This is a genomic window from Candidatus Hinthialibacter antarcticus, from assembly GCA_030765645.1.
GTDB classification, from domain to species: Bacteria; Hinthialibacterota; Hinthialibacteria; order Hinthialibacterales; family Hinthialibacteraceae; genus Hinthialibacter; species Hinthialibacter antarcticus.
This window is the reverse complement of sequence record JAVCCE010000027.1, coordinates 1-26,163: the sequence shown is the minus strand read 5'-3', so window position 1 is coordinate 26,163 and position 26,163 is coordinate 1. Positions and strand designations below refer to the sequence as shown.

The following is a 26,163-nucleotide window of genomic DNA, read 5'->3' as shown; positions in this document are numbered from 1 at the left end:
CTTCATTATCGGCGTAAATTCAACTTTTTGAAGAAATAATTCAGCCAGAAGGAAAACCCGACATGACCGCCTCCGCTTCCCCGCAACCCTCGCTTAGTGAAATCGTCTCGTTATGCAAACGACGGGGGTTTGTGTTCCCCTCGAGTGAAATCTACGGCGGATTCGCCGCCTCGTGGGATTACGGCCCGCTGGGCGTTGAACTCAAAAACTCGATCAAGCAATCGTGGTGGAAATCGGTGGTCACTGATCGCGAAAACGTAGTCGGCATGGACGGCGCCGTCACTACCCACCCGCGCGTGTGGGAAGCCTCCGGTCACGTCGAAGGATTCCACGACCCGCTGATTATTTGCAACACCTGCGGCCACCGATTTCGCGCTGACAAGATCGGCGAAGAGCAATGCCCGCAAAAGCCCAGCAAAACCCCGCATGAGTGCGGCGGCCAGCTGACTGAACCCAAAGACTTCAACTTGATGTTTAAACTACATTGGGGCCCAGTCGAAGATTCGGCGAACATCACTTATCTTCGCCCTGAAACCTGCCAGACCATTTTTCCCAATTTTAAAAATGTGGTCACGACCACCCGCCAGCGCGTCCCCTTTGGCATCGCGCAAACCGGAAAATCGTTTCGGAATGAGATTACCACCAAGTCGTTTATTTTCCGTCAGCGCGAATTTGAGCAGATGGAACTCGAATTTTTCTCGCATCCAGACGAAGCAAAAAAGTGGTTTGAGTATTGGCTCGAAGAACGCAAAAAGTGGTATGTCTCTATTGGCGTGCGGGAAGAAAACCTACGTATGCGTCAACACGACAAAGACGAACTCGCCCATTATGCTGACGACTGTTACGATGTGGAATATAAATTCCCGATGGGTTGGCAAGAGTTAGAGGGCATCGCCAACCGCACCAATTATGACCTCAACCGCCACATGGAATTTTCAAAGAAAGACCTGTCATACCGCGACGACCGCACCAACGAAAAGTATGTGCCCTACGTCATCGAGTCGTCGGCGGGCGTTGACCGCACGTTTCTGGTGATTTTGTCGGACGCCTACGACATCGACAAAGCGCCTAACGACAAGGGCGAAATGGAAGAACGCAACGTCATGCGTTTCTCGCCCAAGGTTGCGCCCGTGACGGTGGCGGTGTTCCCATTATTTAAGAAAGACCCGCAGATTGAAATGGCGCGCAAGATCGAAAAAGACCTGCGCGGATTGTATAAAGTCCAATATGACGAAGCGGGCAACATCGGCAAGCGCTACCGCCGCCAGGACGAAATTGGTACGCCGCTGTGCGTCACGATTGACTTCGATTCGCTCGATGATAACGCGGTCACCATTCGCAACCGCGACACCATGGAGCAGACCCGCGTCAGCGCCGACCAGTTGAAGGCCGCCGTCGCCGATCAAATTGAAGAGATGTCGAAACCGCGCAGTTAACAAATCACATAATTTCATCTAAGGCGCGGGCGCGTCTCTCTTCGCTTCGGTGCGGGCTTAACGCCTCCTTGCACAGGCGCTCACAGAGACGCACCCGCGCCTTGTTTGTTTGTATCGAAGAGGTCGCTTTTTCACATAGGCAAGAGTTTTTTCAAGCGTTTGACTTCAGCAGGTCCAGACTTTGCGAGATTATTGTTTTCGAGTGGATCGCTTGTTCGATCAAACAACAGGGTTTGCTGTTGCTTGCCATAATTGACCACCAGTTTAAAGCGCCCATCATCAACCATTCGCCAAGGGCCAAGGCCAGACAAAACAAAGTCGCGCGTCTTGTCTGTTTTTCCATTCAAGATCGGCCATAGCGACTGGCTGTCGATGCGAGCCGGAATTTTTGCCCCCGCGCATTCTAAAAAAGTCGCCGCCAAATCGAGAGTCGTTACGGGTTTTATATTTGGCTTCGAGTCGACCACGCCCGGGCCGCTGATGACAAGCGGTACGCCGACAGAGGGCTGATAGGGATGCGTTTTCGCCCAGAGGTTATGGTCGCCCAACATCTCGCCGTGGTCGCTGCTGAACACAACCAGCGTATTGTCTAATTCGCCGCGTCTCTCTAGTTCATTGAGATACACGCCCACCCAACGGTCAATGTTCTCAACCATGGCTGAATAGTTCCTGCGAATTTCGACGTGCTTCTCCGGCTCCAATTGCGTATTCTGATTGGGTTGAGGGAACTCGACGCCCTCATATAGTCTCGACATCGAATGAGTGATATCGACCGGATCATGCGGCCCGGTAAAATTGACTTGCAGAAACCAGGGTTGATTTTGAGGAGCGCGGCGCAAGAGAAACAAGCCGTTTTGTCCGATCCAGTTATCGCAATAGGCCGGTTCAGGCAATGGAGTTGCGAAAGTCGCATTTTTGCCTTCTTTTCGGCGTTTCATAAAATCATCGACATGAGTCTGCGCCAATCCGTGGTCGTGCAGAAAGGCCATGTAGGGGTCTTTCGGAACCTCGCGGCCTGAATTGATCGCGTCCCATTTGCCTGCATTGTCGATACCGTCGTCAAATCCCCAATCGTGGAGGTTTGTTCGTCCATCAAGTCCCCAAGTTTGGCTTGCTTTGTGAAGGTCAAGTTTACCGCAGCCCAATACGTGATACCCCGCTTCGTGAAGCGCGTGATAGAAGGTCGGTTGGTCCAGCGGGTAGTTCGCGCCGTTATTGGGAACGCGGCAGCGATCATATTCGTTTCCCGAAGCAAGACAGGCGCGAGAAGGCGCACAAAGTGGAGACGGGCAGATTGCGTTTTTGAATTGAACGCCGTTCGCCGCCAACCGGTCGATGTTGGGCGTTCGTACCGGAAGATGCGTTGAAGAACCGAGCCAGTCAAAACGATGCTGGTCGGGAAACAGGAGAAGTATGTTGGGCGCTTTCGCTTGGCTTGGCAGCCCCGTTGCCGCTTTTGTGGTTTTTGAAGTAGTGGTGATTGCGGCTCCAATAGTGAATGATTTGATGAAGCTGCGTCGTGAAGAAACCATTGTAATCTTCTCCCAACAATTCAAAGTAAGATCAGAATTGTATTATAACGGGGGCTTGGGTAGCCGAAACCAAATGTTGTCGGCCCGAACTAAAAACTGCCTTCAAGAGCAATTTCTTTCATCGGCTTACGTTGCGACGGCGTTTCGCCCTTTTGCATGTCCTGCGGCAAAACGTCAATCGGCCCGGGTTTTCCAACAGCGATCATGATTTCCACCGAATGCCCGCCCGGCAGGTTGACCGCAGCGGCGGCTTTTTCTTTATCGAACCCGGCCATACCGTGAACCACCAGCCCATTCACAGAACCTTGCAACGCCAAACTCTGCCAGGCGGAGCCTGAATCAAATGAATGCCAGTCGTTTGGGTTGTTGTTCAATGCAAAGGTATCCTGTGAAACAAGCACGATGAGCGCAGCGGCGTTGTTGCACCAGGTTTGATTAAACTCGACCAGACAATTCATAAAACGCTGAAACGGCTGGCTGCCGCGCATGGCGTAGACAAAACGCCAAGGTTGTTCGTTATAGCAGGAAGACGCCCAACGCGCCGCTTCAAACAATGACATCAATTCGTTGTCAGAAATGGCTTCGCCCGACATGGCGCGCGGCGAGTTGCGGTTAATAAAAATATCATGGACCGGAAACTCGGCCGTACGAAACTCTCGTAAACTCATTGTTTTCTCCTCCGAATGAAATATACCCACCATATTCTTCGTAGTGAAAGAAAAGCGCAGTACATTTTATATGGAATCATAGTTGAAATAGAGCGGCGCCGCTGATGGGCCGTTCGGTGGATAGTATAAAACCGGACGCGTTGAATTGCTATTAAGTGAAATTTTGCTTACAATAGAGCAACGATTGATATTCTGCCCGTTTTACACTCTGAAGGAGAATCACAATGGACCCAGCGTTATTTTCTGTTATGTCTCTTGGACTCGTATTTGTATTCCTCGCGCTATTTTTATACTTCATCCCGATCCGGTTGTGGGTTGCGGCCCTGACCTCAGGGGTTCACGTATCATTGCTGACGCTTGTCGGGATGCGCTTACGTCGCGTTCCACCCAGCAATATCGTAAACCCGTTGATTAACGCGACCAAAGCGGGCTTGGTGTTAAACACCAACCAACTCGAGGCCCACTATCTCGCCGGCGGAAACGTCTATCGCGTGGTGCAAGCGTTGATTTCGGCTGACAAAGCGAACATCCCTCTCACATTTGAACGCGCCGCCGCAATCGACCTGGCGGGCCGCGATGTATTTGAAGCCGTTCAGATGTCGGTGCGTCCGAAAGTGATTGACGCGCCAGACCCAAAAGCAGGCTATGACAAAGTGGCGGCGGTCGCGATGGACGGCATCCAGTTGCTGGCCAAGGCGCGGGTCACCGTGAAAGCCAACCTCGACCGCCTGGTTGGAGGCGCCACCGAAGAAACCATCGTCGCGCGCGTCGGCGAAGGCATCGTCACCACCATCGGTTCGTCAACGTCACACAAGCAAGTTCTTGAAAACCCCGACATGATCTCCAAGAGCATTCTCGACAAGGGGCTGGATTCAGGCACCGGGTTTGAGATTCTCTCCATTGATATCGCCGACATCGACGTAGGCGAAAACATTGGCGCGAAATTGCAGATCGACCAAGCCAACGCCGATAAGCAGATCGCCCAGGCCAAGGCCGAAGAACGCAAAGCGATGGCGTTGGCGCAAGAACAAGAGATGCGCGCCCGCGTCGAAGAGATGCGCGCCCGCGTGGTCGAAGCCGAAGCGCAAGTTCCGCTGGCGATTGCCGAAGCGTTCCGCAGCGGCAACTTGGGCGTGATGGATTATTACAACATCAAAAACGTCATGGCGGATACGCAAATGCGCGAATCCATCTCTGACACAGGAAAACCGTCGACTTCAGAATAAAAAATCCTATTTCTTCGTTCAGCGATTGAATGATGGATAAACAAATAACATGAACACGAAACAGGGGGGCGCATTCAATTGCGCCCCTTTTTGTTTGTCCTCAAAAAGAAAAAGGCCAGGCGCCCGGTAGTGGGAGAGCCTGGCCTTCGGGAACCGACAATACGGTTGCTCTATTCAATCACCAACTCGCGGCCTTGCGACTCGGCGATCACGTCGCGGTCGTAATATAAATACGCCTGGCTAACGCCCTGATCGGCCTTCACCGGGAACTTCGCCAACACCTGGAAGCTAAAATCAAACGGCTCGCCGGACGCCAGATTGTCGAGATAGACAATCACCTTGCGGCCCGCGACTTCAACGCGCTTGATGTTTTCCATCGCGCGTAATTTCTCAATGCTTTCGCCCACCACGCCGAACCCGGTCGGGACGGAGACGTCCACAATCGACATGCCCGCTTCTTCGCCGCCAGCGTACATGACAGAAACGAAGACATCTACCACGTCATCGACTTCGATGTGTTCGGCGTTGTAATTCACGCTGAGAGTAATCGGCGGCGCATCCATTAGCGTTTCGGAACCAGGTACGTTGTACGAATACGCGCCCTGGTACAACACCGAACCTTCGCCGCGCTGCTCCAACGTAACCACCTGCGTTGGAGCGATATCAACAAACTGCATAATGTCGAAATTGTTTTCATTCACTGTGAATGTATGCGCAACGTCGCCTTCCACAATCACATCAATTTCAGTATCCAGATTGCGGCTTTGTTGAATCGCGGCGGAGGTGAGCGCCTTAAACGCGACCACGGTGTCTTGCGTACCGCCGTAACCGCCGAGGTTATTGCGCTGCGCTGAGAGCCATTCCAGCGCGGCCTGCGACTCGGGGCGCTGCTGCTGTAACAACGCCATGATCGCGTAACCAGTGGCTTCGATCGAATGCGGCTCCCAATAGAGGCCGTCTTTGTCAGACTTCGCCATCGAGAGCAATTGGTCGAGAGCGCTATCAGCGGCGGCGTGCCCGGCTTGTGAAAGCGAATAAGCGATCAGCGACATGATGTACGCATTTTTCACTTGGCTGATATTCGACGCGACGAAGTCGAGTCCCTGTTCGACAGCGGTCGAATCGGCGCCGCCGTACTCAAGCAGCGCATTTAAAACATAAGCGCTCAGCCCCAGGTTGCCTTCCAGCCCGCCGTCCATTTCCTGGTGAATGACGAGGCCTACTGGCTCCCACGAACCGTCTTCGGCCTGATGGTCGATGATCCACTGTGCGGCGCGCGCGATCACATTGTCGTCGATGGGGTAGACCTCGCGGGCGTTGCTAAAGGTAGAGAGCACGAACGCGGTCAGCCATAAACTGCCCGACTCGTCGCTCTCGCCAAAGGCGGAGAAAGAGCCGTCGGAATGCTGAAAAGTCAATTGGCGCTGGTAGCCAGTGGTGATAAAGAACTCCGCTTGCGCGCGCAGTTCGGGGTTTGACTGTCCGGTGGCGTCGAGATAGCGCAACACTTCAACGTCGGGCGCGAGAAAGATCATGTTCTGTTCGCCGCAGCCGTAGGGCATGTTGAGCAAGTCGCCCAGGCCGGACAGCGACTGGCCGAGCAGGCTGCCAGTCACGGCGATGCGCAGTTTTTCTGAATCAGCAACAATCTCAATCGGCATCGGCGTCAAACCGTCGTCGCGTTCTAAAAAGATTGGTCCAGGGACAAATGACAACGCAATTGAGGTCGCATCTTTGATGATGCCGTTTTGTACAATCTGGCGCTTCATGCCTTCCGGTTCGACCCGCAGGTTTTTACGAATCGCGTCGGCGCGGTCTGCGGTCTTCGCAGTCAGCGACACCGGCAGCAAACCGACCTTGTCGGGTTGGAGCGTAAACTCGACGCCGACTACGCCGTTTTCTGGAACAAAAACTTCCCGCGTCGCATCGCCGACAAGCCCCAGTTCGTCGCCGTTCTCCAGCGTAATCAAAACCGTCTGCGGTACATCAATATAATTGAACACCCGCACCCGCATCGGGAAGCGGTCGCCGCGAATCACCGCGACAGGCAGGTCAGGCTCGACGAAGAAATCCTGGAAGACGCGAATTTCCGCCTCTGCGACACCGAGTCCATTCCCTGAAGTGGAGGTCGCTTTCAATTTCCAATTGGTGATGCTGTCGGGCGCGGTCAATTCGAGAGTCGCCATGCCGCCGTCGCCGCTGGTGAGGAACTCTGGTTCCCACAACCAGGTTTCGGGGAAATAGGTACGAACGCGGTCGGGTTCTTGATATTGCTTTTCAGCGCCGCCGCCCGCTAAGTCATCAACCGCTTCGGGGAACGGGAAAAACTCGAAGGGAACGCCTCGGCGAATCAGGTCATTGTTAAACAACAGCCATGGGTCGAGTGTGCGGCCTTGGGGAACCGTCAATTCTTCTGACGCAACAATTTGCAGGTTGTTATCAGCCAGCAAGTCTTGCGCGCCCTTCAACGCAGGAGGTGGAAAGCCACGTCCGAAGCCCTGATCGTCATGAACTTCAACTTGCGGTTGCATGAAGATTTCTTCTAACTGCGCAAAAATGTTTTGTAAATTCAGGCGGCCTTCGACCAGCGAATAGACCGCTTCATCAACAATGGATACGCCCACCATCGCATTTTGCCGCGTGGAGATTTGAAGCGTCACCGCTTCGCCGGGGCGCACTTCTTCCGCGCTGAAATCCGCTCGTAACAAATCCGACGCGACGGCTTCGACTTCAAACGGCAGCACGTCGGCGGAAATTTCATTGTTGGGCTGAATCATATACACCATCAGCCGCGCACTACCGCTCATTTGCGGTTGGACAGAAAACTCGATCACGCCGTCATTGCTGGTTTGTGAAAATACGGTGCGACCGTTGGAATAAACTTCATAAAACACTGTCCCCGGGTTTGTCGAGAACACGTCAAATGTCGCAACGTCTCCAACCGTGAACATGCCCGGCTGGCGCTGACGAACGTGAATGAAATGAGCGCCGGGCGAGTAGGCCGCGTTTAACACTTCATACGCGCTGGTCGATTTGCCGTCTAAACTGGCGCTGACGGAAAACGTACCCACCGCCGCGTCAGCGGGAACACTGTATGTATAAGTGAGCAAGCCGTTGTCAGTCGCGGCGCGATCTTCAATCTGCCCAACCGTCGATCCGTTCTCATCCACAAATACCAAGTCAATCGAAACGTCCGTCGAGAGCGGCGCGCCGTTGGGCGTCTGAGAGAGAATGAGCACATCCTGCTGCAAGCCGGGTTTGATGACGGGCGAGTCATTCACCAGTTTGAGCGAGACGCCTGCGTCAACGATGCGCAAGAGTTTGTCGGTCAGTTCTTCTTTGCCGCCGTCGTCGACGACGGAGAGTTTTAGTTGCAGAGTAGCGTCGCCTTCTTCGCTGGCGGTCCCGGCGGCATAGGTCACAGGCGGCAGTTCAAACTCATAGCGTCCATCTTCGAGGCGGCCTGAGACTTCGGCGTATTGTTCCCAGGTCGAAACGTAACGATAGGCTTCGATCTTGACCTCGCCTTTCACCGGCTGCCCAAAGAAGTAGTTGCTTTCAATGGTTCCGGTGATGGCTTCATCAACCAGAAACCACTCTTTCTCAACCTGCACATCAATCTCAAACGACGGCAAGACATAGCGGTCAATTTCGAGGTCGAGTTCGGTTTTGGCGTCGCCGCTTTCTGCGGTGAGTTTCCAGGTTCCCATGTTGACTTCGCTCGCTAGCGGTAGTTCAAACGGGACCACGCCGTAGTCGCTGGCTTGTTCGGTCATTTTATAAATGCGGATGCCCTTGGCGTCGGCGATGTTCAGTTCGACCTCGCCAGCCAGCGGGCGCAAGGTGTTGTCGAGAAGAAGAATGCGCCCCTGGATTTTTTGCCCCGGCTGATAGATGGGCTTATCGGTTTCGATCAAGAGCAAGGCGCCGTCTTCAATCTGCGCCGGGCCTTGGGCGAGGGTGCGCCCGAAGGCTTCGACTACAATCTGCCATTCGCCGTTTGCGGAGGCAGGCACGGTAAACGTCTTCGCGTCAAATCCTGATGCGCTGGTTTCACCCGATCCCAGTAAGAGCGATTCGCCGTCTTTGGTTAACATCACTTTATAAGGAACACTGACCGCATTGCGCGTTGAAGCGTCAAGCGTGTTGATGGAAAATGACGCTTGGTTTAGCCGGAACATTTCTTTGGGCGCAGCCAAAATCGCCGCAAGGGTCTTCGGCGCCGCGACAGAAACAATCGGCGTATAGTCAGCGCTGTTCATCGTCAACCTACGCACCTCGACGTTATCAACGTTGACTACGCCGCCATTGGCGCCTGCGCCGTTTTGCAAAACCAGGTCAAGCGACTCAGCCGGAGGCAAGAAATTTCCACCGCCTCCAAAATAAGTCACGCCATTGAACGTCTTCAGGTTCTCGTTTTTGATAAACACGCCCGACGCCCAATTTTCACCATAAAAGAGCGAGGCAAATGTCCCGTCGGCATCTGGATCGCGGTTGGCGTCAATCTTGGCGTAGAAAAGAGTTTCCTCTTCAACAGTCTCAATCGAACCGACAGGAACCGCCATGTTCGCTGCCTGGTTCGCTTCAGTCCGAAGCATCCAGCGGTCACCTTCTGCATCATAAACCGGCTCGCCCTGATCGTTGTTTATGTTAAGACGGATGTTCTCATCCAATTCGGAGAACGCCCACGATTGAAACACTTCCGATTTTTCTTCGATGCCTTCAATGATGCGAACCGCCAGTGAATACAACGCCACCCGCGCCTCCACGTCCGTCAGGTTGACAACTTGGACGGCGGGCTGCATCGAACCTGACGGCGGCGCGAACAGGCACACTAGGCGTTCGGGCGTTCCAGGCGTGGCTTCGCCGTGGCTCATGCGCTGGGTCAAGCCGATTTGTCCGTCGGGGATTCCCTCAACCGAATTAAACGCGACCACTGCAACATTGGCGTCGCCGCTGACTACGTCATATTCAACCGAGACCGCAGGTCCGCCAGCGCTTTGAATCGCGACCGCGTCCCGCGCCACAATCAGCAGGCCTTCGCCGGGTTTTAGCGTAAGTTGGTAGCCTTCACGGAACGCGTCACCCGCCACGGTACGAATGGCGCCGCCGGGGGCGAGGCCGAAGTCGATGACTGGCGAGAGAATCAATTCGCCGCTTTGCACGGTCTTCTGAGTGATCGGATATTCAGCAATGACTTGCGCTGAAGCCATCATGCTGAATACGAAAAGAAATAATGGGACGAATATCCCGACGAAATAGCGGTTCATGGTCACTCTCCAAATGGGTATGAGAACCCGTTGTCTCCCTGAATTAGAGCGTTTATCAAAATTCTGTGCGTTCAATCCGCACACAATTCTGGCAACGACTATAGACAAGGCCATCTACATCTATATATCACAACCAGGGAAAATTATTCCCGATTTTTTGGGGAATCTTGTCTCACTTCATCAATGGCGGGCTGCAAATTGGGGTTGGCGTTGACGGCGCGCTTCCAGTGGGCCTGTGCTTGATGCTGGTTTCCCTGCTTCCACTCAAGGACGCCCAGGTTGTAGTAGGCTTCTCCGTAGAGCGGGTCGAGTTCAATCGCCTGCTGGAAGGCGCTTCGGGCCTCGACGGGGTTGCGGCCAAACAACATGCCCTTCAAATTGTAGATCGGCGCATAGAGCGGGGCCAAAACTTCCGCCCGCACCAAATGAGTGTATGCGGCGTCGGGTTCACCCAGGCGCAACAGCAACCGTGAGATGTTATAGTGCGCCAGCCCTTGGCGGCGCTCGGCGTTGCGTTTTCCGGTGAGATATTTGGCGGCGAGGCGAAAATACTCGAGCGCTTGCTTGTTATCGCCGCGTTTCTCGATTAATGCGGCGAGGTTGTAATACGCCGTTCCATAATTGGGCGCCGCTTCGAGGGCCTTTCGGTAGTTGCGTTCCGCCGCGTCGGCGTCGCCGCGCTGGCTTTCGGCGCGCCCCATGTTGAGCCATACCTGCGGCTGGTTGGCGTCTAGACTCAAGGCGTGGTTCCAGGTTTCAAACGCTTTGTCCTCGATCCCGATGCGATGATAGGCCGACCCCAGCGCCGCCCAGGCAGGCGCATGTTGGGGGCGTGAATCAACGGCGGACTTCCAAAGCGATATTTCATTGCGCCAATCGAGGCTGCGATTGATGGTCTGCGCAGAGAATAATAAAACCACCATGCTCAACCCAATCAGCGGCCCCCGCTGGTATTTTCCCAACAGCCGAACCAAACCAAACGCGATCAGTAATGAAAACCCAACACAGGGAATATATAAATAACGGTCTGCGATCAAGTATGAAATCGGCAACGCACCCGAAACCGGCGCCCAGGCGGCCATAAACCAAAACAGCGCGAACGAAATCTCCGGCCTGCGTTTATAGGTGAACGCGCATCCAGCGACAGCCGCCGCCAACACCGCTCCACCCAGCAGCCAGCGGGTATCGAACAGCGATTGCACTGGCGGGAAAGCGTGTTCGATGGTCAGATCGAGCGGAACCAAACACAGCCACGCCGAACGCCCAAACGTCGCCAGCGGCGTAAGCAGCGCTGACAAAACCGTATACGACGCATCACGCGCACCGGGGTCAAAATAGGCGCCGACGACCAGTTCCTGTTGCAATCGTGAGAACAACCCGAAGTCGAATATCACAAAACCAATCACAATCACAAACATTGGCGCGGCGGCGAACGCCAACCGCTTCCAGGCGATTGTTTCCAGACTGATGCGACGATAGGCGATCAGCGCGCCCACCATCAGCAGGGGCGCGGCGGCGGCGACTTGTTTTGACAGCAACGCCAACAACAACGCAATGATCGACGCGGCGTATGCGAGGCGGTGAATCCGCTGGCGGTCTTGCAGCGCAGCAACGAAGCACGCGCACGAAACCAATTCAAAAAACAGGCACAGTTGTTCCTTGCGGCCGGAGATCCACGCGGTCGCTTCAACGTTGATCGGGTGCACGCAAAAAATCAGCGCCGCCCAAAACGCCGTCGATGTTGAAACGCCCAGCATCCCAAATAAAAAATACGCCATCAACACATTGGCGGTGTGCCAGGCGATGTTTTGCAGGTGGTAACCGATGGGGTTATAGCCCCACAAGGCGTGATCGAGCATGTAGGTAAATTCGCGCAGCGGGCGGTCCCACGATAAGACCTCCCACATCGAGGCCTCGCCGGTCAGCGCGGGATTTTCGACGACGGTAATCGCCACGTCGTCATAGACAAACTCGCCGCGAATCACACAGGCGTATAAAACCAACGGCGCAATCGCCAATGGAAAAATTCGGTGTATAGAAAAAAAGTCTTTGGTCTCGCTATTCATTTTCATGCACTTAAACTTCTTCTACCGTAAACTCCACTCCCAAGAAAAATGGTGGGTTAAGAACCCACCCTACTTTGACTGCTTGTTCACTTTATTTCTATTATCCCCCCGGCGCTTTCAGCGCCACCTCCTTATTAAGGGGGGCTAGGGGGGATCAAGCGTTAAAAACTCGAAGGCAGCAAAATGAGAAATTTTGTGGTATTTCTAATTACATAGTATGACTTTACATTGACTCAAACGAAGTGTAATTCAATTAGCCGATGTTGCGTCGCCAATCGACCCCGCTTCGTTGCTGCGGGCGGGGATCAGCCACTTGCGGTCAAACGGATTGCCGATTGGGTAGGGCGAAAGCAACTCGCGCTTGGCGGGCGTTTGTTGTCCGCCGTCTAGCGTTGTGGATTGCCAATCGACGGCTTCTAATCCGCCCAGCGGGAAAAATCCGCTGCTGGATTGCACGTTCGACGCGGCGGCGGGCGTGGCGGGGTTGACCATCAGCGGCGCTTTTTTGGCGGCGTCCCACGCGGCGATGGCTTGCAAGCCTTCTTGCAGCGCAAACGCATACTGGCGGCGCGCCTGCGCCTGGTCGGTCGGCAGCGCCCGCGATACCATCAGCGGCCGAATCTCGTTCAAATTGGTGACCAGTTCGTAGATGCGCCCTGCGGGTTCCTGACGGGTTTCAACCACGCCCAGCGATTGCTCGACCAGATTTTTCATCAGACGAAATTCTTCGATCTCTTGTTCTTTTTCCTCGCGCATCATGGCGCGTTGTTGCGCTTCAGCTTCCGAAACTTCTTTCGCGTGCAATAAATTGATGCCCGCCGCGATTTCTTGAAACGCTTTGCCCAAAGCATCCGCCGCATCCAGCAGCGCCTTTTGTTCGGCTTTGACGTACGACGACTTATCGCCGAACCAAGGCAGTTCCGAATAAAAGCGGTTGGAATAAATCGGCTGGCCGAGGTCCATATCAAACGCAACCAAATCAAATCCGATCAGCAGCATTTTTTTATCTTTTCGCCAGGTTTGTTCATAGGCGGTTCGTTCTAAAAAAATGATGGTATCCACATCAAGCGCGACGCCTCTTTTTAGCAGCGCGTCAAAAAATGCGTCCGGCTGAATTTTATTTTGTAATTTCCATTGATTGATCAGATCGACCACGGCGAGTTCGACGTCTTTGCGTTTGGTTTGTTTACGGTCATTCACGTCGTCGAACGACTCCAGCGTAATCACATCGCTGCACAACGACGACAGGTATTGAGTCATAAAGGTGTGAAGCCGCTGGTCGATCAGGCGGTTTTCTCGCTCTTGAGGCAGCGTATAGAAAAACGCGCGGATGCCGCGCATACGCTCATCGTCAAAATCCCAAAACTCGATGTCGTTGTACTTGGGTTCGAGCCGGTCGCCGCCCAACAGGCCTTTGATCCACGTGTCTGGCGAAAACGCCTGCGTCGGCAACCCAAACGCAACCAGAAGAAAAAGGAGAAGAAGTTTTCGAATGCCGTCCATTGGTCTCGCAGCCCATTTCAAAGTTACACCGTCTATTATAGCAGATTATCGGCGGCGCGCAGCAAAACAAAAGCCCCGCAACGGTCGGCTGCGGGGCTTGATAAGCGTCAATTCAATCTGAGTTACGGCGTAAATTGGATGACTTGGTCAGCCGTGCTGGTTACGCTCAGGCCCGAATCGGGATTCAGCGCCTTCAACTGATACGCTTGAGTCGTTGAAGGGATCACCGTGTTGGCTGGAATAATCTGCACCATTTCGTCAGACTCGCCGGTTCCAAACAGCGGTGAAATGTTGATGTCAAAGAGTTCTGTAATCATCGGCAACGCGATTTCTTCCGCCGTACCCACTGGGATCAGGAAGAACCGTGTGGGTGATTCGGACGTAATGGTTTGAATGCCCAAGCCACGGAAGTTGTCGCCAACGATTCGTACTTCGTGCGTCGCCGTCGCCGACAAGACCTGGTCGTTCCAATCATCTCCATCAAGATCAGGGAACAACACCGGCGGCTGCGGGTCGTTCAAATCAAAGGTGAAGGCTTGTTTCGCTCCGCCCGTGTTCCAAATTTCAGCCGTGAGCGTACCCGTGTTTTCGATCAACAGCGGCGAGATCGAAAGCGTGGTGTTAAATTGTCCAATCGCGACGTCAACGCTGGCGCCGGGAATATTCACCGGAGCGGACGCGTTAGCGATCAGGGTCGCTCCGTTAATGGCGACGTTGAAGGTGTCAGAATCAAACCCTTCGCCGGTCCAAATCAGGGTGAAGACCTGGTCGCGTTGAAGCAGGTAGGTCTCAATGGACGGCTCATAACTATGCCCGCCCAAACCGCCGACTTCGACGACGAATTCGATCACATCAATTGTGCTTGAAAGCGAAATGGTGACGGGATCGCTCTCGAGACCTGACAGTTGGTTCAAGACAGAAATTTCTACGTTGCCCGGGTCGAAGTTCTGCAAACGGAACGCATCCACTTCGATTCGGGTTCGCGTACGCACGTCATAGTCGAACGCGTCGCTCATGGTTAACTCGCGGGTTCCCTGCCGCGCGATGACCACGGTTGCGTTGGTTTGAGGGGCGCCGTCAAACGCGGGGCGGAAGAAGTCGCCCGTGATGGTCAAGAAAGTGTCTACTCCAGCCAGCGGGAACACCGGAGGCTCAACCGCAGCGATGACCGGCTTCGGCGCCGCCGCGATGGAAATATCAAATATATTCGACTGACCGCCGTCGCTACGAATGACTTGCAACGAGGCCGACGCAGCGTCAACGGGGTTGCTCAGCGCGGGCAGCGTCACCGTGACGTCATTGCCTGAAACGGCGCCGACTAGGTTCTGGGCGCCGCCGGGCGCGTTGAAAATCACCTCAGTCAGCGGAGACAGGTTGTCGCCTTGAATGGTGACGCGGTTTTGGGTGTCGGCATACAACGCGTCGCCATCTCGTGGAACCACGGCGGTAATGACCGGGTCGCCTCCTGCGACCGCGTCATAGACGCGAATGTTATCAATAAACGCGCCCAAGCCGTCAGACCCGCTATTGTCGCTCTCAAAGCGGAACGCGATACGTACGATTTGGTCTTTCGGCAATACGCCGGTCACGGTAACAAAGTGGCCCTTTTCAAGTTGAAATTCAAAATTATCTAAATCGAGCTGCGTATCAAAAATACCGTCGAACGAGCCTTGGCTGAGCGGCCCGGTTCCAACGACGCCCAAGTCAGTAATCACTTGGTTGTCGCCGTTGATATCAATCGGCGCCCAGGCGTCGTCAGCCGAAGTATAGGCTTCGATCACTAGGTAATCACGAATGACAGCGGGATTCGAAAGCGGTTCCAGATCAAAAGCGATATCAAATTCGATGCGCGGCGCTGAAGCGCAGTCAGTATTGAACACTTGGTTGATTTCAAGAACCGAAACTTGGTTGTCAAAGTAGGATAATCCAAAGAAAACTTCAGAATTAAACCCTGCGCTCTTGGGGGCGCTATTGGCGACGCCGTCAGCGGCGTTGTCAACCGCCTCATCAAAGATAAACCAGGGAGCCAGTTGTTTTCCGTCTGGCAGGCGGCCTTCGCTCACCAGAATATCGCGGGTGGTTTGATCGACCGTTTCGTCGTATGTAATCAACATGCCTTCGTCGATGGCGGCGATTTCATCAAAATTTTGGGTGAATTCTTCTAAATTACAGGGTAAAGGCGTTGGAATCGGCGTAATCGTCGGCAGCGGCGTGAAGGTCGGCTCCGGCGTTGGACTCGGGAGTTCAGGGGTTGGAGTCGGCAACTCAGGCGTCGGCGTCGAGACGGGATCAGTCGGGCCGACGATTTCTCCGCCGAAGTTGTGAATCAGAAACAAAAGGTCTTCCTGGTTCACGACGCCGTCGGTGTTGAAGTCGGTCGCGAATGGAGCAGTGGTGGTTTGCCATTCATCCGCCAATTGAAACAAATCGACTTTGTCGATTGGGTTGGATGAGCCTTGGGCGAAGACAGGCAAGGCGGCGAACACAATCAAAACCGCCCAAACGAAGGACCTCCAAGTAGTACAATACTTCATCGGCTTTTTGCTCCCTAGGCAACGGGAGACGGGGGTTCCATCTCCGGTGATATCAAGGACGTATGTTACATGTACCGTAATGGCTGGTTTATCAACCGTTAGTATTCCCAACAATACTGTGCACTATAGCAAATGTTAAAGGATTTGTCATGTATTCGAGCGACTTCGGCAACGAATCGCCCCCCTTTCTCCCCCCGGCGCCAAGAGTACAATGCCCTCTTGAACGGAATATCTTATGACTGACGCAAAAGAGACAACTGTAATCGGCGTTGTCGCCGACACCCACCTGCCCGAAGAGGGCCCGCTGCCGCTGCAACTATTAAGCGCGCTGGAAACCGTAGACGTCATCGTCCACCTGGGCGATTTTAATGATTTAGACGCCTATAAAGAATTCCAAAAAATCGCCCCGTTAATCGCCGTCTATGGAAATCTGGATACCGAAGAAGTGCGCTCGCTGGTTCCTGAAAAGAAAAAACTTGAGGTCAATGGTCGCACCATCGGCATCATTCATGGCTGGGGGCCGAAAAAAAATCTCGAAAAGCGGGTCGCCAAAGCGTTTGACGATGTGGATATCGTCTTGTTCGGCCACTCCCACGCTCCATTCAGCGATACCATCGACGATAAATTCGTCTTTAACCCCGGCAGCGCCACCTGCAACGCCGACGGCAGCGCCACCTACGGCGTTCTCGAACTCGGCGAAACCCTCGTTCACAAAATCGTCCGCCTCGACTGAAAGCCAACTCAAAATACTATTCGTGACATTGCGTGAGATTGCTTTGCTGCGCTCGCAATGGCACATTAGAAAAGCCCCCCTTTTTTAAGGGGGGAAGGCGCCGCAGGCGCCAGGGGGGATAATGGTTTTTACCCTTGTCCTACCCATGCCTTTCGCAGTTCACAAATAATCAGCGCCCAAATCACTGCGGCGGCATGACTCCATCCACAGTTTCAGTTGATGAGCCAACCGTTGAACGCGGGATGGATTTTCAGCAGCAAGGTTCTTCTCCTCGCTGGGATCGCTCTCAAGATCGTATAACTCATATTGCGGATCGCCTTCGATCTGCGCGATTAACTTATATCGCCCATCGATCCAAGCGGCGCGTTTTTGATATTGAAACCCAATCGGCTTGGGCCGCATCGTCATGCCCTGATCTAACGCCGCCCTCATGCTGAGGCCGTCTATCGGCTCGACTTGGCGGTCGGGCTGGATATTTAAGTAATCAAAAATCGTTGGCAGATAATCAGACGTGCTGCACGCCATATCTACCTGTTTGGGTTCACGAAACATACGCGACCATTCCAGCAGGCTTATCACTCTGACGCCGCCCTCATAGAGCGTTGCTTTCCCGTTGCGATAGGGCAGGTTTGTCCCTGGGAACCCAGGCCCGCTGTCGCGGGCGCCATTGTCGCTGCAAAACCACAGCATGGTGTCATCTACCGCGCCCAGGCGCTCTAACTCACGCCGCAAGCGGCCTATTTGTTCATCCATCGCGGTCAGCGCGCCCCAAAAATTCTGCTGAGATTCGCTGTGATATTCATACATCGCTTTGTGTTCTTCATCGGCAATGAAAGGGACGTGAGGCGTATGGAACCAGATCACCGTGAAGAACGGCGTATCATTGCTGACCGCATTCTCGATAAACGGCAGCGCCCGGTTCATGATGTGCATCGAGTCGTCGCCTTTAAGCGGCGCCACTGGTTCGCCGTTGTGAACGTAATCTTCAGGATCAAGCGTCGAGACTTTTCGCACCGTCGAAAACCACTCATCAAACCCATGTTGAGCGGGCGTATTGGCGTTGTCTCCTTTTACGTTGCCCAAGTGCCATTTGCCAAAGTGTCCGGTGGCATACCCGTATTGTTTTAGCGCCTCCGCCAGCGTCAATTCTTGCTTGCGTAATGGAAATTTTGATGGCGCCTTCGCGTCGCCGGAGTTGGCGCCGAAAACGCCGATTCGATGTGGGTGGCGCCCGGTCAAGCAACTGGCGCGCGTGGGCGAGCACACCGGCGAGGCCGAGTAAAACCGATTGAAGGTCACTCCGCGCCGGGCCATGTCATCTAACGCTGGCGTCTTGAGGTGTGGATGTCCGCGAAAGCCCGCGTCGCCCCAGCCCTGGTCGTCAGACATCATCAGGATGATGTTGGGCCGATTGGCGCCGCTCGCGCCTGCCAACGGCGCACCCGCCAGCGCGGCGAGGCTGCTTAAACAAAAGGTTCGACGATTCAACGGCATAGGGATTCCTCTACGTTTTGATTTATCAAAAAAATTATAGATGTATTTGAAATGAAAATGGCAAGAAGATCAATACGCTCGTAGGGGAGGACAGTTCTGGCAGCGCCGCGAAGCAATCTTGGAGCGCGAGCGTCCACGCTCGCATTGAATGCCGTTGTGGACAACGGCGCTCCAACATTAACGCTTTATCGCATTTCTTTTATTTGTGTGAAACCGTATTTCCTTCTCCCAGCGGGGGCGAGGGTGTAGGTTGCGCATAATTATTACCCTCTAGACAACACGAAGGCCGCGCCCTACTTCATCTCAAAACGTGATGAGAGCGCGAGGGTGAGGGTGGTTTCGTCGGCGTATTCGATGTCGCTGCCGGATGGCAGCCCGCGGGCGAGGCGGGTCACTTTGATTCCCAGCGGTTTGACAATGTCTTGAATGTAATGCGCGGTGGCGTCGCCTTCGATGGTGGGGTTAGTCGCGAGAATGATTTCTTCAATCGGCTCATGCAGGCGCTTAATGAATTTGGGAATGCCGATCTCTTCCGGCCCGACGCCGTCAATCGGCGAGAGTACGCCGCCGAGGATGTGATACTGCCCCCGGAATTTGCCGGTGCGTTCGACGGCGATGAGGTCTTGTTGTTGTTCGATGACGCAGATCACGCTTTTTTCGCGGCGCTCGTCGCTGCAGATGCGGCAGGGGTCGGTCTGGTCGAAGTGTCCGCACACGCTGCACGCGAATACGTTGTTGACCAGTTGCGACAGCGCATGCGCCAAGTCTTCGACTTCCTGCCTGGGGCGTTTGAGCAGCGCCAACACCAAGCGTTGCGCCATGCGCGGGCCAATGCCGGGCAGTTTCGACAACTGCCTCACCGCCGTTTCAATGATCGGCGCCGATGAGAGCGGGCCTGGCGCGTCGTTCATGACGTGATTCCTGGAATGTCGATGCCCCCGGTCAGCGAGGTCATGCGTTCTTTGACGACTTCTTGTACGCGGTCTTGGGCTTCGTTGACGGCGACCACAATCAAATCTTCTAACATACTTAAGTCGCTTGGATCGACGATGTCGGGCTCAATTTTAATCGCGGTAATTTTCTGCTTGCCGTTCATGGTGACTTGCACCATCCCGCCGCCAGCGGAGCCAGTGACCGACTCGCGCTCGAGTTCGGCTTGAATGTCAGCCATTTTTTGCTGCATTTGTTTCGCTTGGGCAAACAGGTTGCCAATATTTCCGAGACCTTTCATATCTGCTCCTGTGGGGCCGGGCTTAGGCTTTTTCGGGTTTGATGTCGGTGATGCGTCCCGGCAGTTCTTCTATAAGTTTACTCATCACCGGGTCTTGTTGAACCTTCTCCAACAATTCGCCGCGCGTCATGGCGGGTTCGGCAGGCTCCGGCTCAGCCTCGTCGCTGCTGGCTTCGGTCGCGGGCATGTCCTGCCGTACTTCATAAATGACCTTGAGCGGCTTACCGAATGATTTCTGTAAAAACTGGGTAATCGCCTTGCCGTTGCGCGGTTGGTTGAGCAATTTTAAGTGGTACGCATTCTCAGCCGGCAACGCAACCCGCAAGTTTTGTCCGGTGATTTCAATGGGGACGCTGTCGTTCAAACTGCCTGCGAGAAACGGGTTTTCTTCTTCAACTTCATGCAGAAACTGGTCCCAGGTCGAGCGCAACAAATCAGCGGTCGGCTCGGCGCGTTTTGGTTCCACAGCAGGCGCCGCCTGCGGGACCGGCTCCGGCGTAGGCTCTGGCGTCGGCGCAGGCTCATTCACAATGGGCGGCGCTTCGCCAATCGGCGGTGGGACATCGTCGTCAGACGCGGCTTGCGCTGGTGGTGTTTGTACTTTCGGCTCTGGAGCAGGAGCCGCAGGTTTTACGGGTGCGGTGATCAAAGCGTCCGCGCCGGGGTTGGGCGCAATACTCTGCGGCAGCGCGACGGGCGCGTTGCCAATCTTGCTGAGCAGGTCGTCGATCTTCACCGCCTGGCTGACCTTCGACGCTTTGAGCGCGTACATCTCCATGATGAGTCGCGCATCAGACGAAAACGCCATGCGGCGTTCGGCGTCCCACAGCATGTCGGTAATGTATAAAATTTGTTCCAGGCTGGTATTGCCTGCGGTTTCTTCCAGTTGCTTGATGAACTCAATCGGCAGGTCAAGCAAGTCGGCGTCGGCGCCAGAGAGTTTGCACACCGCGAGGTTGCGCAGATGCTTGAGGCTCTCCGACAAAAACAGGCGAATATCTTTGCCCATGTCGGCGATCTGGTCGATCAGCGCGAACGCCTCCGCCGCTTGATTGTTAAACAAAGCACGAACAAACGCATCGATGCGGTCGAACTCGATCACGCCGAGAATCTCTTCGGTCTCGGCGGCGTTCAGCCCGCCCGAACAAAACGCCAGCGCCTGATCGAGCAACACCAGCGCGTCGCGCAAAACCCCTTCAGCGCGACGTGAGATATGAAACAACACCCGGTTGAGTTCTTCCTCGCCCGGCATCTCGACTTCGTCCTGGTTTTTCAAGATCGACTTGAGGTGTTCAACAATCACCGCCACCGGGATGCGCCGAAACTGGAAGCGCTGGCAACGCGAAAGAATCGTATTCGGAATCTTATGAAGTTCAGTTGTCGCGAAAATAAACTTGCAATGCGCGGGCGGTTCTTCGAGCGTCTTCAAAAACGCATTGTTCGCGCTTTTGCTGAGCATGTGGCTTTCGTCGATGATATATATCTTGTACGGGCTTTGCGACGGCGAAAAACGCGCGTCCTCGCGCAGGTCGCGAATGTTATCCACACTGGTATTCGAGGCCGCGTCGATTTCGATCACGTCGGGATGGACGCCGCGCATCACCGCCTTGCATGAATTGCACTCGTTACACGGCTCGGCGTTTTGGCGGTTTTCGCAATTCAGCGCCTTGGCGAAAATACGCGCACTGGTGGTTTTTCCCGTGCCGCGCGATCCCGAAAAAATATAGGCGTTGGCGATGCGTTCGCGTTCGAGGCTATGTTGTAGGGTTCGGATGACGTGGTCTTGGGCAAGAACTTCGCCGAAGGTTTGAGGACGATGTTTGAGCGCGGAAACAATAAAGCGTGTGGATCGCGTCGACATAATACATCGCCCTGAAAGTGGAATTACCCGATGGTTAAGCAACAGCGCAAGGCGCTCCAGCCGCATCATACACATGCCGGGAATCGTTGAAGGCTGCTTCCTTTCGGATCTGACCTGATTCACGAACCGACATTGCAGAAAATCGACCTTCGACGCGCCTTACGCCGCGCTTACGGCGGTAAAGCCGCAAGCTGCATAGTTTACAGTCTTTTCAAGAAACCGGAGACAGCGACAGCGCCCCGATTTTGATTATTCAGCCTTTTTACTGGCTTCGTATTTTTCCCACGTCATGATTTTGACGTGCTTGACCACAATCGGCTCGACTGGCGTGCTGCGTTGCGGGCCGCCGACTTTGGTTTCAGCAATCTTGTCGAGTACGTCCAACCCTTCAACCAACTCGCCGAACACGGTGTATTGACCGTCGAGATGCGGCGCCGCCTGATGGCAGATGAAGAACTGGCTTCCACCTGAATCGGGGCTGGCCGAACGCGCCATCGAAAGCGTACCTTTTTTATGCGATTTCTTGTTGAACTCGGCTTTGACCGAATGGCCCGGGCCGCCGGTTCCCCAACGCGCCGCCTGGCTGTCGTCTTTGGTCAACGGATCGCCGCCTTGAATCATGAAACCTTTGATGACGCGGTGAAACTTGGTTCCGTCATAAAAGAGTTCGCCCTTGTCGTCTTTTTTGCGGGCGAGGTCTTTAAAATTCTTCACATGGCCCGGCGCAACATCCGGGAAAAATCGCAGAACCATGTCGCCTTCGCTGGTCTGCAACAATGCAATTTCTTCTTCGGGTTTGATATCCATTTTTTTCTCTTTCGTATCTTGGGCTTCTACGGAAGCGGCGAGTAGCGCAATAGCACATAAAGCGAATGGAACCAATAATATACGTCGCATTCTGCAATCCCCTTTGTTTCATATAAGTTTAGCGATGGAACTAGGAAACATAGGCGGAAACCGCCCGTCTGTCAATTGTGGTGAATTCTCTTATCTCTCCTTCAATTCATTCGTTCGTTTCAGGCATGGGTGCAACTCTGGGAGCGCCTGTGCAAAAGGGCCTGAAAGCCCGCACTGAAGCGAGCAGAGTTGTACCCATGCCTAATGCATCAAGATAAAAAATGAATCCAAATTACGGAGAAACCAGAAATAGTATTGTCCTCTCAAATTGACGGAAACTATCAAACTCACCGCCAATTTGACGAATTTCATTCGATTCACTCTTTTTCCTCACGCATCGCCGCCCTCCTAAACCAAATAAAAACAGTGGATTAAGGAATATCGACCAATCAGGCAAACTGGCGTGGTATTGGCTCTATCTCCATTCACTGAAACCAGGAGCGCTCTGACGAATGAACCTGTTACGATGGATGTTTCTTTTGTTGCTGATGTTATCGCCATTGGGCGCGAATGGAGAAATTCTGCGCGCCGCCCATCGCGAAGCGCCAGACTTCAATCGCGCCTGGAACGGCGGTTCCCAGACGCGAAATGCTCCCTTCTGGCAATTTGCCGTTGACGATCCAGGTTCCCCGGGCGCAAAAATCCTCCGAACCGACCTGAGTTCGCCAAACACTGCTCCGCAAGAATGGGGCGCCGCGCCTCAAGCCGAACAACACACCCAACCCATTTTCGCGCACAACCGCGTTGTCGCCGCCATCCAAACAAAGGGCGGCTGGCGAGTGGTATCCTCAGACGCAAACAGCCCCGCGCCGCAGTGGCTCGACATGGGTGAAGCCCCGATTCAGGCAGTCGAAACGCTCTCCATCAATGGGCAAGATGAATTGATGATCGTTGGCCGCAACGACGACAACGCCCCCGCAATCTGGCAAGGCGCGTTCAGCGGCGGCGGCATGGGGCTTTCATGGCAACAACATGACCCCGCGCTTGCTTCAAGCCCGAAAGAAAAAGCGGTGATGGGCGAGTTTGATCTGGGCGACAGCGGACGCATGTTGTCGCTGACCTGGAACCCCAAACAAAGCAGCGTCCAGATGCAATACCGCACCAGCCCGGCGGCGGGCGAACCGTATAGCGCCTGGAGCCAACCCGTGCAATCCGACGCAACCCAGTTGAACAAACGCGGACGCTTTCTTCAATATCGACTGACCCGCAGCGACGGCTCGCTCGTATCCCGCGATCAATTCCCTCCGATTGAAGTCGCCTATAGCAATGGAGAAGACGAAAACGGCGCCGACAAGAACAAATACGACAATGCCCCGGGCGGCGTCAGCGGTTCGGGTGGCGGGCTTAATGTTGATTCGTCGTCTGATATAGATGACATGAGTGGAACGGACCTGGGTGCAAACGCCAGCGCGAATAGCGACAGCGCGGCAAGCCAGTCGAGCAGTTCATCATCAAGCGGCGGCGCATCCTCGTCGAAGCCGGGCAAGTCGTCCCCGCCAGCAAAATCGAAGACGCCCAATGCAGCGCCAAAATCAAACAGCGATCAGAAACCGACATCACAAAACAAAACGCCGTCTCCCCAAAAGGGTTCACAAACAGCCCAACAACAAACGCCCAACGAAAATTCCAATACGAATCCAGCGAACACGAGCGATACTTCTGTGAAGAACGCTCAACCTGGTTCAGAAAAAGAGAAAAACAACAAGCAAGACGAAAACTCTCAGCGTCCTGAAGATAACGAAGAAAATGACAATCAAGAAAACAAAGAAGAAAAACCCGAAAGTGACAACGCTGCGGCGCCGGACGAACAACAATCCAATAACGGCGGCGGCGGTAATAACCAATCAATGAAATCACCGGGCGGTGGTGCGGGTTCCGGCTCCGGGGCGGCGGCGGGCAACGGGAATTCCAACGCGGACCAAGGGCGGCAACAAGAAGACAGCGGCGACGGCGCTAACGCAAACGGCGCGGAAGATCAATCGCCGTCTGGACAAAATGCGTCTCCCGCAAACGCAGGCGACGCACCAGAGGATGAGGGCGAAAATACGCCCGCCGAAGAAGAAGACGAACCCGATCCGGCGTCCGCGCCGCCGCCCCCCACAATGGTTCCTTTCGCGAACCCCGGCTCGATTCCTCTCAGCAGTTTGCTAGGGTCATCAATGGCGCCTGCACAAAAAGAACAAGCGCCCAAGTTGGATGATGCGCGAGGAGGCGGCGATGAATCCACCGCGCCAGACGGCGGATTGCCCACAGAAAACACCGGCGACGAGCCTCCCAAAGAAATAGGCGACGCCAACGGAAGCGACGAAGAGAGAGAGGCCGACGCAGGCTCTCCCTTGGGCGATAGGCAGCAAGACGACGCGCTCTCAAAACGCTTCGGCTCGGTCCGACCGGGATTCGGCGGCGGAGGCGGCGGTTCGGGCCGCAGTTCAAGTTCGTCAACCAACGGGCGCACTGCGCGAGCGACCGACGAAATCGAATACGCCACTGCGCCTGCGTTTGCAAACATGAAGCCGCGCACCGGAAATCCTGATACGAATAATGGAACGGGCTGGATGTGGATGCTATTGGTTGCGGCGTTAACGGCGTGGTTGGCCTATCGAGTTCGCAATCAACGCAACCGCAAACGCGAGATGGAAGAGCTCCAAGCCCAGCAGGCCCCGCGTATCGTTCCTCAAAAGCTCATTGATGAAACTCACGCCCGCCAAGGCGCCTGGGAACAAGTGACCCACTTCGTGCCCGATGTGCAAGCCGTTGCGATAAAAAATGGCACGCGCTACGCCGTGATGAGCAGCGGCGATGTTTGGAAAGAACCCGAACAGTCAAACACCGCGCAATCGGCCCCGCTCAAACACGTCGGGCGCTTCGCCGGAGAATGGCTGAATGCGCATTTGTCGGTGAGCGACAACGCGCTCTTCTTTTTGGGAAAAAACGCAAGCGGCCATTTGCAGGGGCGGGTCATGCCTCTGCGCCAGATCAACGCCAAGCCGCTCGCTTTCGCACCGCCCAAAGGGTTACAAGACGTACAGCGGGCTTGGTTCCATAAAAGCCGCCTGTGGCTGCAAGGCGATATGAACGGCGAACCTGCGGTCTATTCCGCGATGGCCGACGCTGCGGGCGTGGGCGGCTGGGTGCAAGAAACGCCCAATAAATTCGACGCGGCTGACTCGGTCTGCGTGTCGTCGGGCGCATCCATGTTTTTTGCGGGATCACCCAAACAAGATCGCGAACACTTGTGGCTCTACACCGGCGAGAACCGCACACGCGGACGCCTCGATTGGAAACCCGCCGCCAAAACCGCGTACCAGGGCGGCGAGGTGTTCTTGTTTGGCGATGCGAAAAAATGCTTCATGGTTGAATTCGACAGCCAGCGTCCGCACCTGTGGTTTCATGTATTTGGGCGCGGCGATGAGGGCGAATTTTTGGGGCGCTTCACCAAAGAATTCGACATGCCCGCATCCGCCCGCGTGTTTGAATCGCACGTCTCTAACGGACACTTGGTGCTTGCCGGGCGCGACCCCGAAACCAACCGCGTCGTCCATTTGCAAGCCAAAGTTAAAACCCTACTCGGCGTGAACCAGAATTAAGGTTCATCCGGTAAGTGAGTACTTGCATTGATGGATGGTCATGATTTTGATTACGAAAACGTATCCCGGCGCATCAAAAATTGACAAACCAAATCAGGCATGGGTGCAACTCTGGGAGCGCCTGT

General features: G+C 54.5%; 15 protein-coding genes and 1 other RNA gene. 4 read left to right on the top strand and 12 right to left on the bottom strand.

Annotation, left to right across the window (positions count from 1 at the left end; all coding sequences use genetic code 11):
* Positions 1-62: 62 nt before the first annotated feature.
* A complete protein-coding gene (locus P9L94_07330) occupies positions 63-1,436 on the top strand; it encodes a glycine--tRNA ligase (GenBank protein ID MDP8243876.1) in 1,374 nt (457 codons plus the stop codon).
* A gap of 131 nt (positions 1,437-1,567) precedes the next feature.
* Here P9L94_07330 and P9L94_07325 read toward each other — a convergent pair whose 3' ends face one another.
* Both P9L94_07325 and P9L94_07320 read right to left on the bottom strand, forming a co-directional pair.
* Positions 1,568-2,968, bottom strand: coding sequence for a sulfatase-like hydrolase/transferase (locus tag P9L94_07325; protein ID MDP8243875.1), 1,401 nt, complete (start codon positions 2,966-2,968; stop codon positions 1,568-1,570).
* 89 nt (positions 2,969-3,057) lie between these two features.
* The gene (locus tag P9L94_07320) at positions 3,058-3,636 is read right to left on the bottom strand and encodes a nitroreductase family protein (protein MDP8243874.1); all 579 of its coding nucleotides are present in this window, start codon (positions 3,634-3,636) and stop codon (positions 3,058-3,060) included.
* A gap of 224 nt (positions 3,637-3,860) precedes the next feature.
* Between P9L94_07320 and floA the strand changes: the two genes are divergently transcribed.
* Positions 3,861-4,862, top strand: coding sequence for a flotillin-like protein FloA (gene floA, locus P9L94_07315; GenBank protein MDP8243873.1), 1,002 nt, complete (start codon positions 3,861-3,863; stop codon positions 4,860-4,862).
* A gap of 170 nt (positions 4,863-5,032) precedes the next feature.
* On the opposite strand, the gene P9L94_07310 is transcribed toward floA, so the two are convergent.
* The 4 genes from P9L94_07310 to P9L94_07295 all read right to left on the bottom strand — a co-directional run bounded on the left by P9L94_07310 (position 5,033) and on the right by P9L94_07295 (position 16,235).
* Positions 5,033-10,132 (bottom strand): MG2 domain-containing protein, encoded by a 5,100-nt coding sequence (locus tag P9L94_07310; GenBank protein ID MDP8243872.1) that lies wholly within the window; start codon positions 10,130-10,132, stop codon positions 5,033-5,035.
* A 143-nt stretch (positions 10,133-10,275) separates the two neighbouring features.
* Positions 10,276-12,204: a tetratricopeptide repeat protein gene (locus P9L94_07305; protein MDP8243871.1), complete on the bottom strand. Its 1,929-nt coding sequence runs from the start codon at positions 12,202-12,204 to the stop codon at positions 10,276-10,278.
* A 243-nt stretch (positions 12,205-12,447) separates the two neighbouring features.
* Positions 12,448-13,701, bottom strand: a complete 1,254-nt coding sequence (locus P9L94_07300) for a hypothetical protein (GenBank protein MDP8243870.1) — start codon at positions 13,699-13,701, stop codon at positions 12,448-12,450.
* A gap of 122 nt (positions 13,702-13,823) precedes the next feature.
* On the bottom strand, positions 13,824-16,235 hold the full coding sequence (locus P9L94_07295; GenBank protein MDP8243869.1) for a hypothetical protein: 2,412 nt from the start codon (positions 16,233-16,235) through the stop codon (positions 13,824-13,826).
* A gap of 235 nt (positions 16,236-16,470) precedes the next feature.
* Here P9L94_07295 and P9L94_07290 point away from each other — a divergent pair, with 235 nt between their 5' ends.
* Complete coding sequence (locus tag P9L94_07290; protein MDP8243868.1) at positions 16,471-16,968, top strand: metallophosphoesterase; 498 nt, start codon at positions 16,471-16,473, stop codon at positions 16,966-16,968.
* 159 nt (positions 16,969-17,127) lie between these two features.
* Here the strand turns inward: P9L94_07290 and P9L94_07285 are convergent, their stop codons facing one another.
* The 6 genes from P9L94_07285 to P9L94_07260 form a co-directional block, all read right to left on the bottom strand.
* Positions 17,128-18,462, bottom strand: a complete 1,335-nt coding sequence (locus tag P9L94_07285) for a sulfatase-like hydrolase/transferase (GenBank protein ID MDP8243867.1) — start codon at positions 18,460-18,462, stop codon at positions 17,128-17,130.
* Between the two features lie 293 nt (positions 18,463-18,755).
* The gene (gene recR / locus P9L94_07280; GenBank protein MDP8243866.1) at positions 18,756-19,373 is read right to left on the bottom strand and encodes a recombination mediator RecR; all 618 of its coding nucleotides are present in this window, start codon (positions 19,371-19,373) and stop codon (positions 18,756-18,758) included.
* On the bottom strand, positions 19,370-19,693 hold the full coding sequence (locus P9L94_07275; GenBank protein ID MDP8243865.1) for a YbaB/EbfC family nucleoid-associated protein: 324 nt from the start codon (positions 19,691-19,693) through the stop codon (positions 19,370-19,372). Before P9L94_07275 ends, recR begins: the two co-directional genes overlap by 4 nt.
* A gap of 22 nt (positions 19,694-19,715) precedes the next feature.
* Positions 19,716-21,554, bottom strand: coding sequence for a DNA polymerase III subunit gamma/tau (dnaX, locus tag P9L94_07270; protein MDP8243864.1), 1,839 nt, complete (start codon positions 21,552-21,554; stop codon positions 19,716-19,718).
* 50 nt (positions 21,555-21,604) lie between these two features.
* Positions 21,605-21,703, bottom strand: an RNA gene (gene ffs / locus P9L94_07265) — signal recognition particle sRNA small type.
* Positions 21,704-21,803: 100 nt separating this feature from the next.
* Complete coding sequence (locus P9L94_07260) at positions 21,804-22,451, bottom strand: peptidylprolyl isomerase (protein ID MDP8243863.1); 648 nt, start codon at positions 22,449-22,451, stop codon at positions 21,804-21,806.
* Between the two features lie 452 nt (positions 22,452-22,903).
* Here P9L94_07260 and P9L94_07255 point away from each other — a divergent pair, with 452 nt between their 5' ends.
* Positions 22,904-26,038, top strand: coding sequence for a hypothetical protein (locus P9L94_07255; GenBank protein MDP8243862.1), 3,135 nt, complete (start codon positions 22,904-22,906; stop codon positions 26,036-26,038).
* Positions 26,039-26,163: the final 125 nt, after the last annotated feature.

Bases quoted from the DNA above. Each gene is read 5' to 3' on its own strand.
- dnaX (MDP8243864.1), bottom strand. From the start codon at position 21,554: ATGTCGACGCGATCCACACGCTTTATTGTTTCCGCGCTCAAACATCGT.
- floA (MDP8243873.1), top strand. From the start codon at position 3,861: ATGGACCCAGCGTTATTTTCTGTTATGTCTCTTGGACTCGTATTTGTA.
- P9L94_07260 (MDP8243863.1), bottom strand. From the start codon at position 22,451: ATGCGACGTATATTATTGGTTCCATTCGCTTTATGTGCTATTGCGCTA.
- P9L94_07275 (MDP8243865.1), bottom strand. From the start codon at position 19,693: ATGAAAGGTCTCGGAAATATTGGCAACCTGTTTGCCCAAGCGAAACAA.
- P9L94_07255 (MDP8243862.1), top strand. From the start codon at position 22,904: ATGAACCTGTTACGATGGATGTTTCTTTTGTTGCTGATGTTATCGCCA.
- P9L94_07300 (MDP8243870.1), bottom strand. From the start codon at position 13,701: ATGGACGGCATTCGAAAACTTCTTCTCCTTTTTCTTCTGGTTGCGTTT.
- P9L94_07285 (MDP8243867.1), bottom strand. From the start codon at position 18,462: ATGCCGTTGAATCGTCGAACCTTTTGTTTAAGCAGCCTCGCCGCGCTG.
- recR (MDP8243866.1), bottom strand. From the start codon at position 19,373: ATGAACGACGCGCCAGGCCCGCTCTCATCGGCGCCGATCATTGAAACG.
- P9L94_07325 (MDP8243875.1), bottom strand. From the start codon at position 2,968: ATGGTTTCTTCACGACGCAGCTTCATCAAATCATTCACTATTGGAGCC.
- P9L94_07330 (MDP8243876.1), top strand. From the start codon at position 63: ATGACCGCCTCCGCTTCCCCGCAACCCTCGCTTAGTGAAATCGTCTCG.
- P9L94_07305 (MDP8243871.1), bottom strand. From the start codon at position 12,204: ATGAAAATGAATAGCGAGACCAAAGACTTTTTTTCTATACACCGAATT.
- P9L94_07310 (MDP8243872.1), bottom strand. From the start codon at position 10,132: ATGAACCGCTATTTCGTCGGGATATTCGTCCCATTATTTCTTTTCGTA.
- P9L94_07290 (MDP8243868.1), top strand. From the start codon at position 16,471: ATGACTGACGCAAAAGAGACAACTGTAATCGGCGTTGTCGCCGACACC.
- P9L94_07320 (MDP8243874.1), bottom strand. From the start codon at position 3,636: ATGAGTTTACGAGAGTTTCGTACGGCCGAGTTTCCGGTCCATGATATT.
- P9L94_07295 (MDP8243869.1), bottom strand. From the start codon at position 16,235: ATGAAGTATTGTACTACTTGGAGGTCCTTCGTTTGGGCGGTTTTGATT.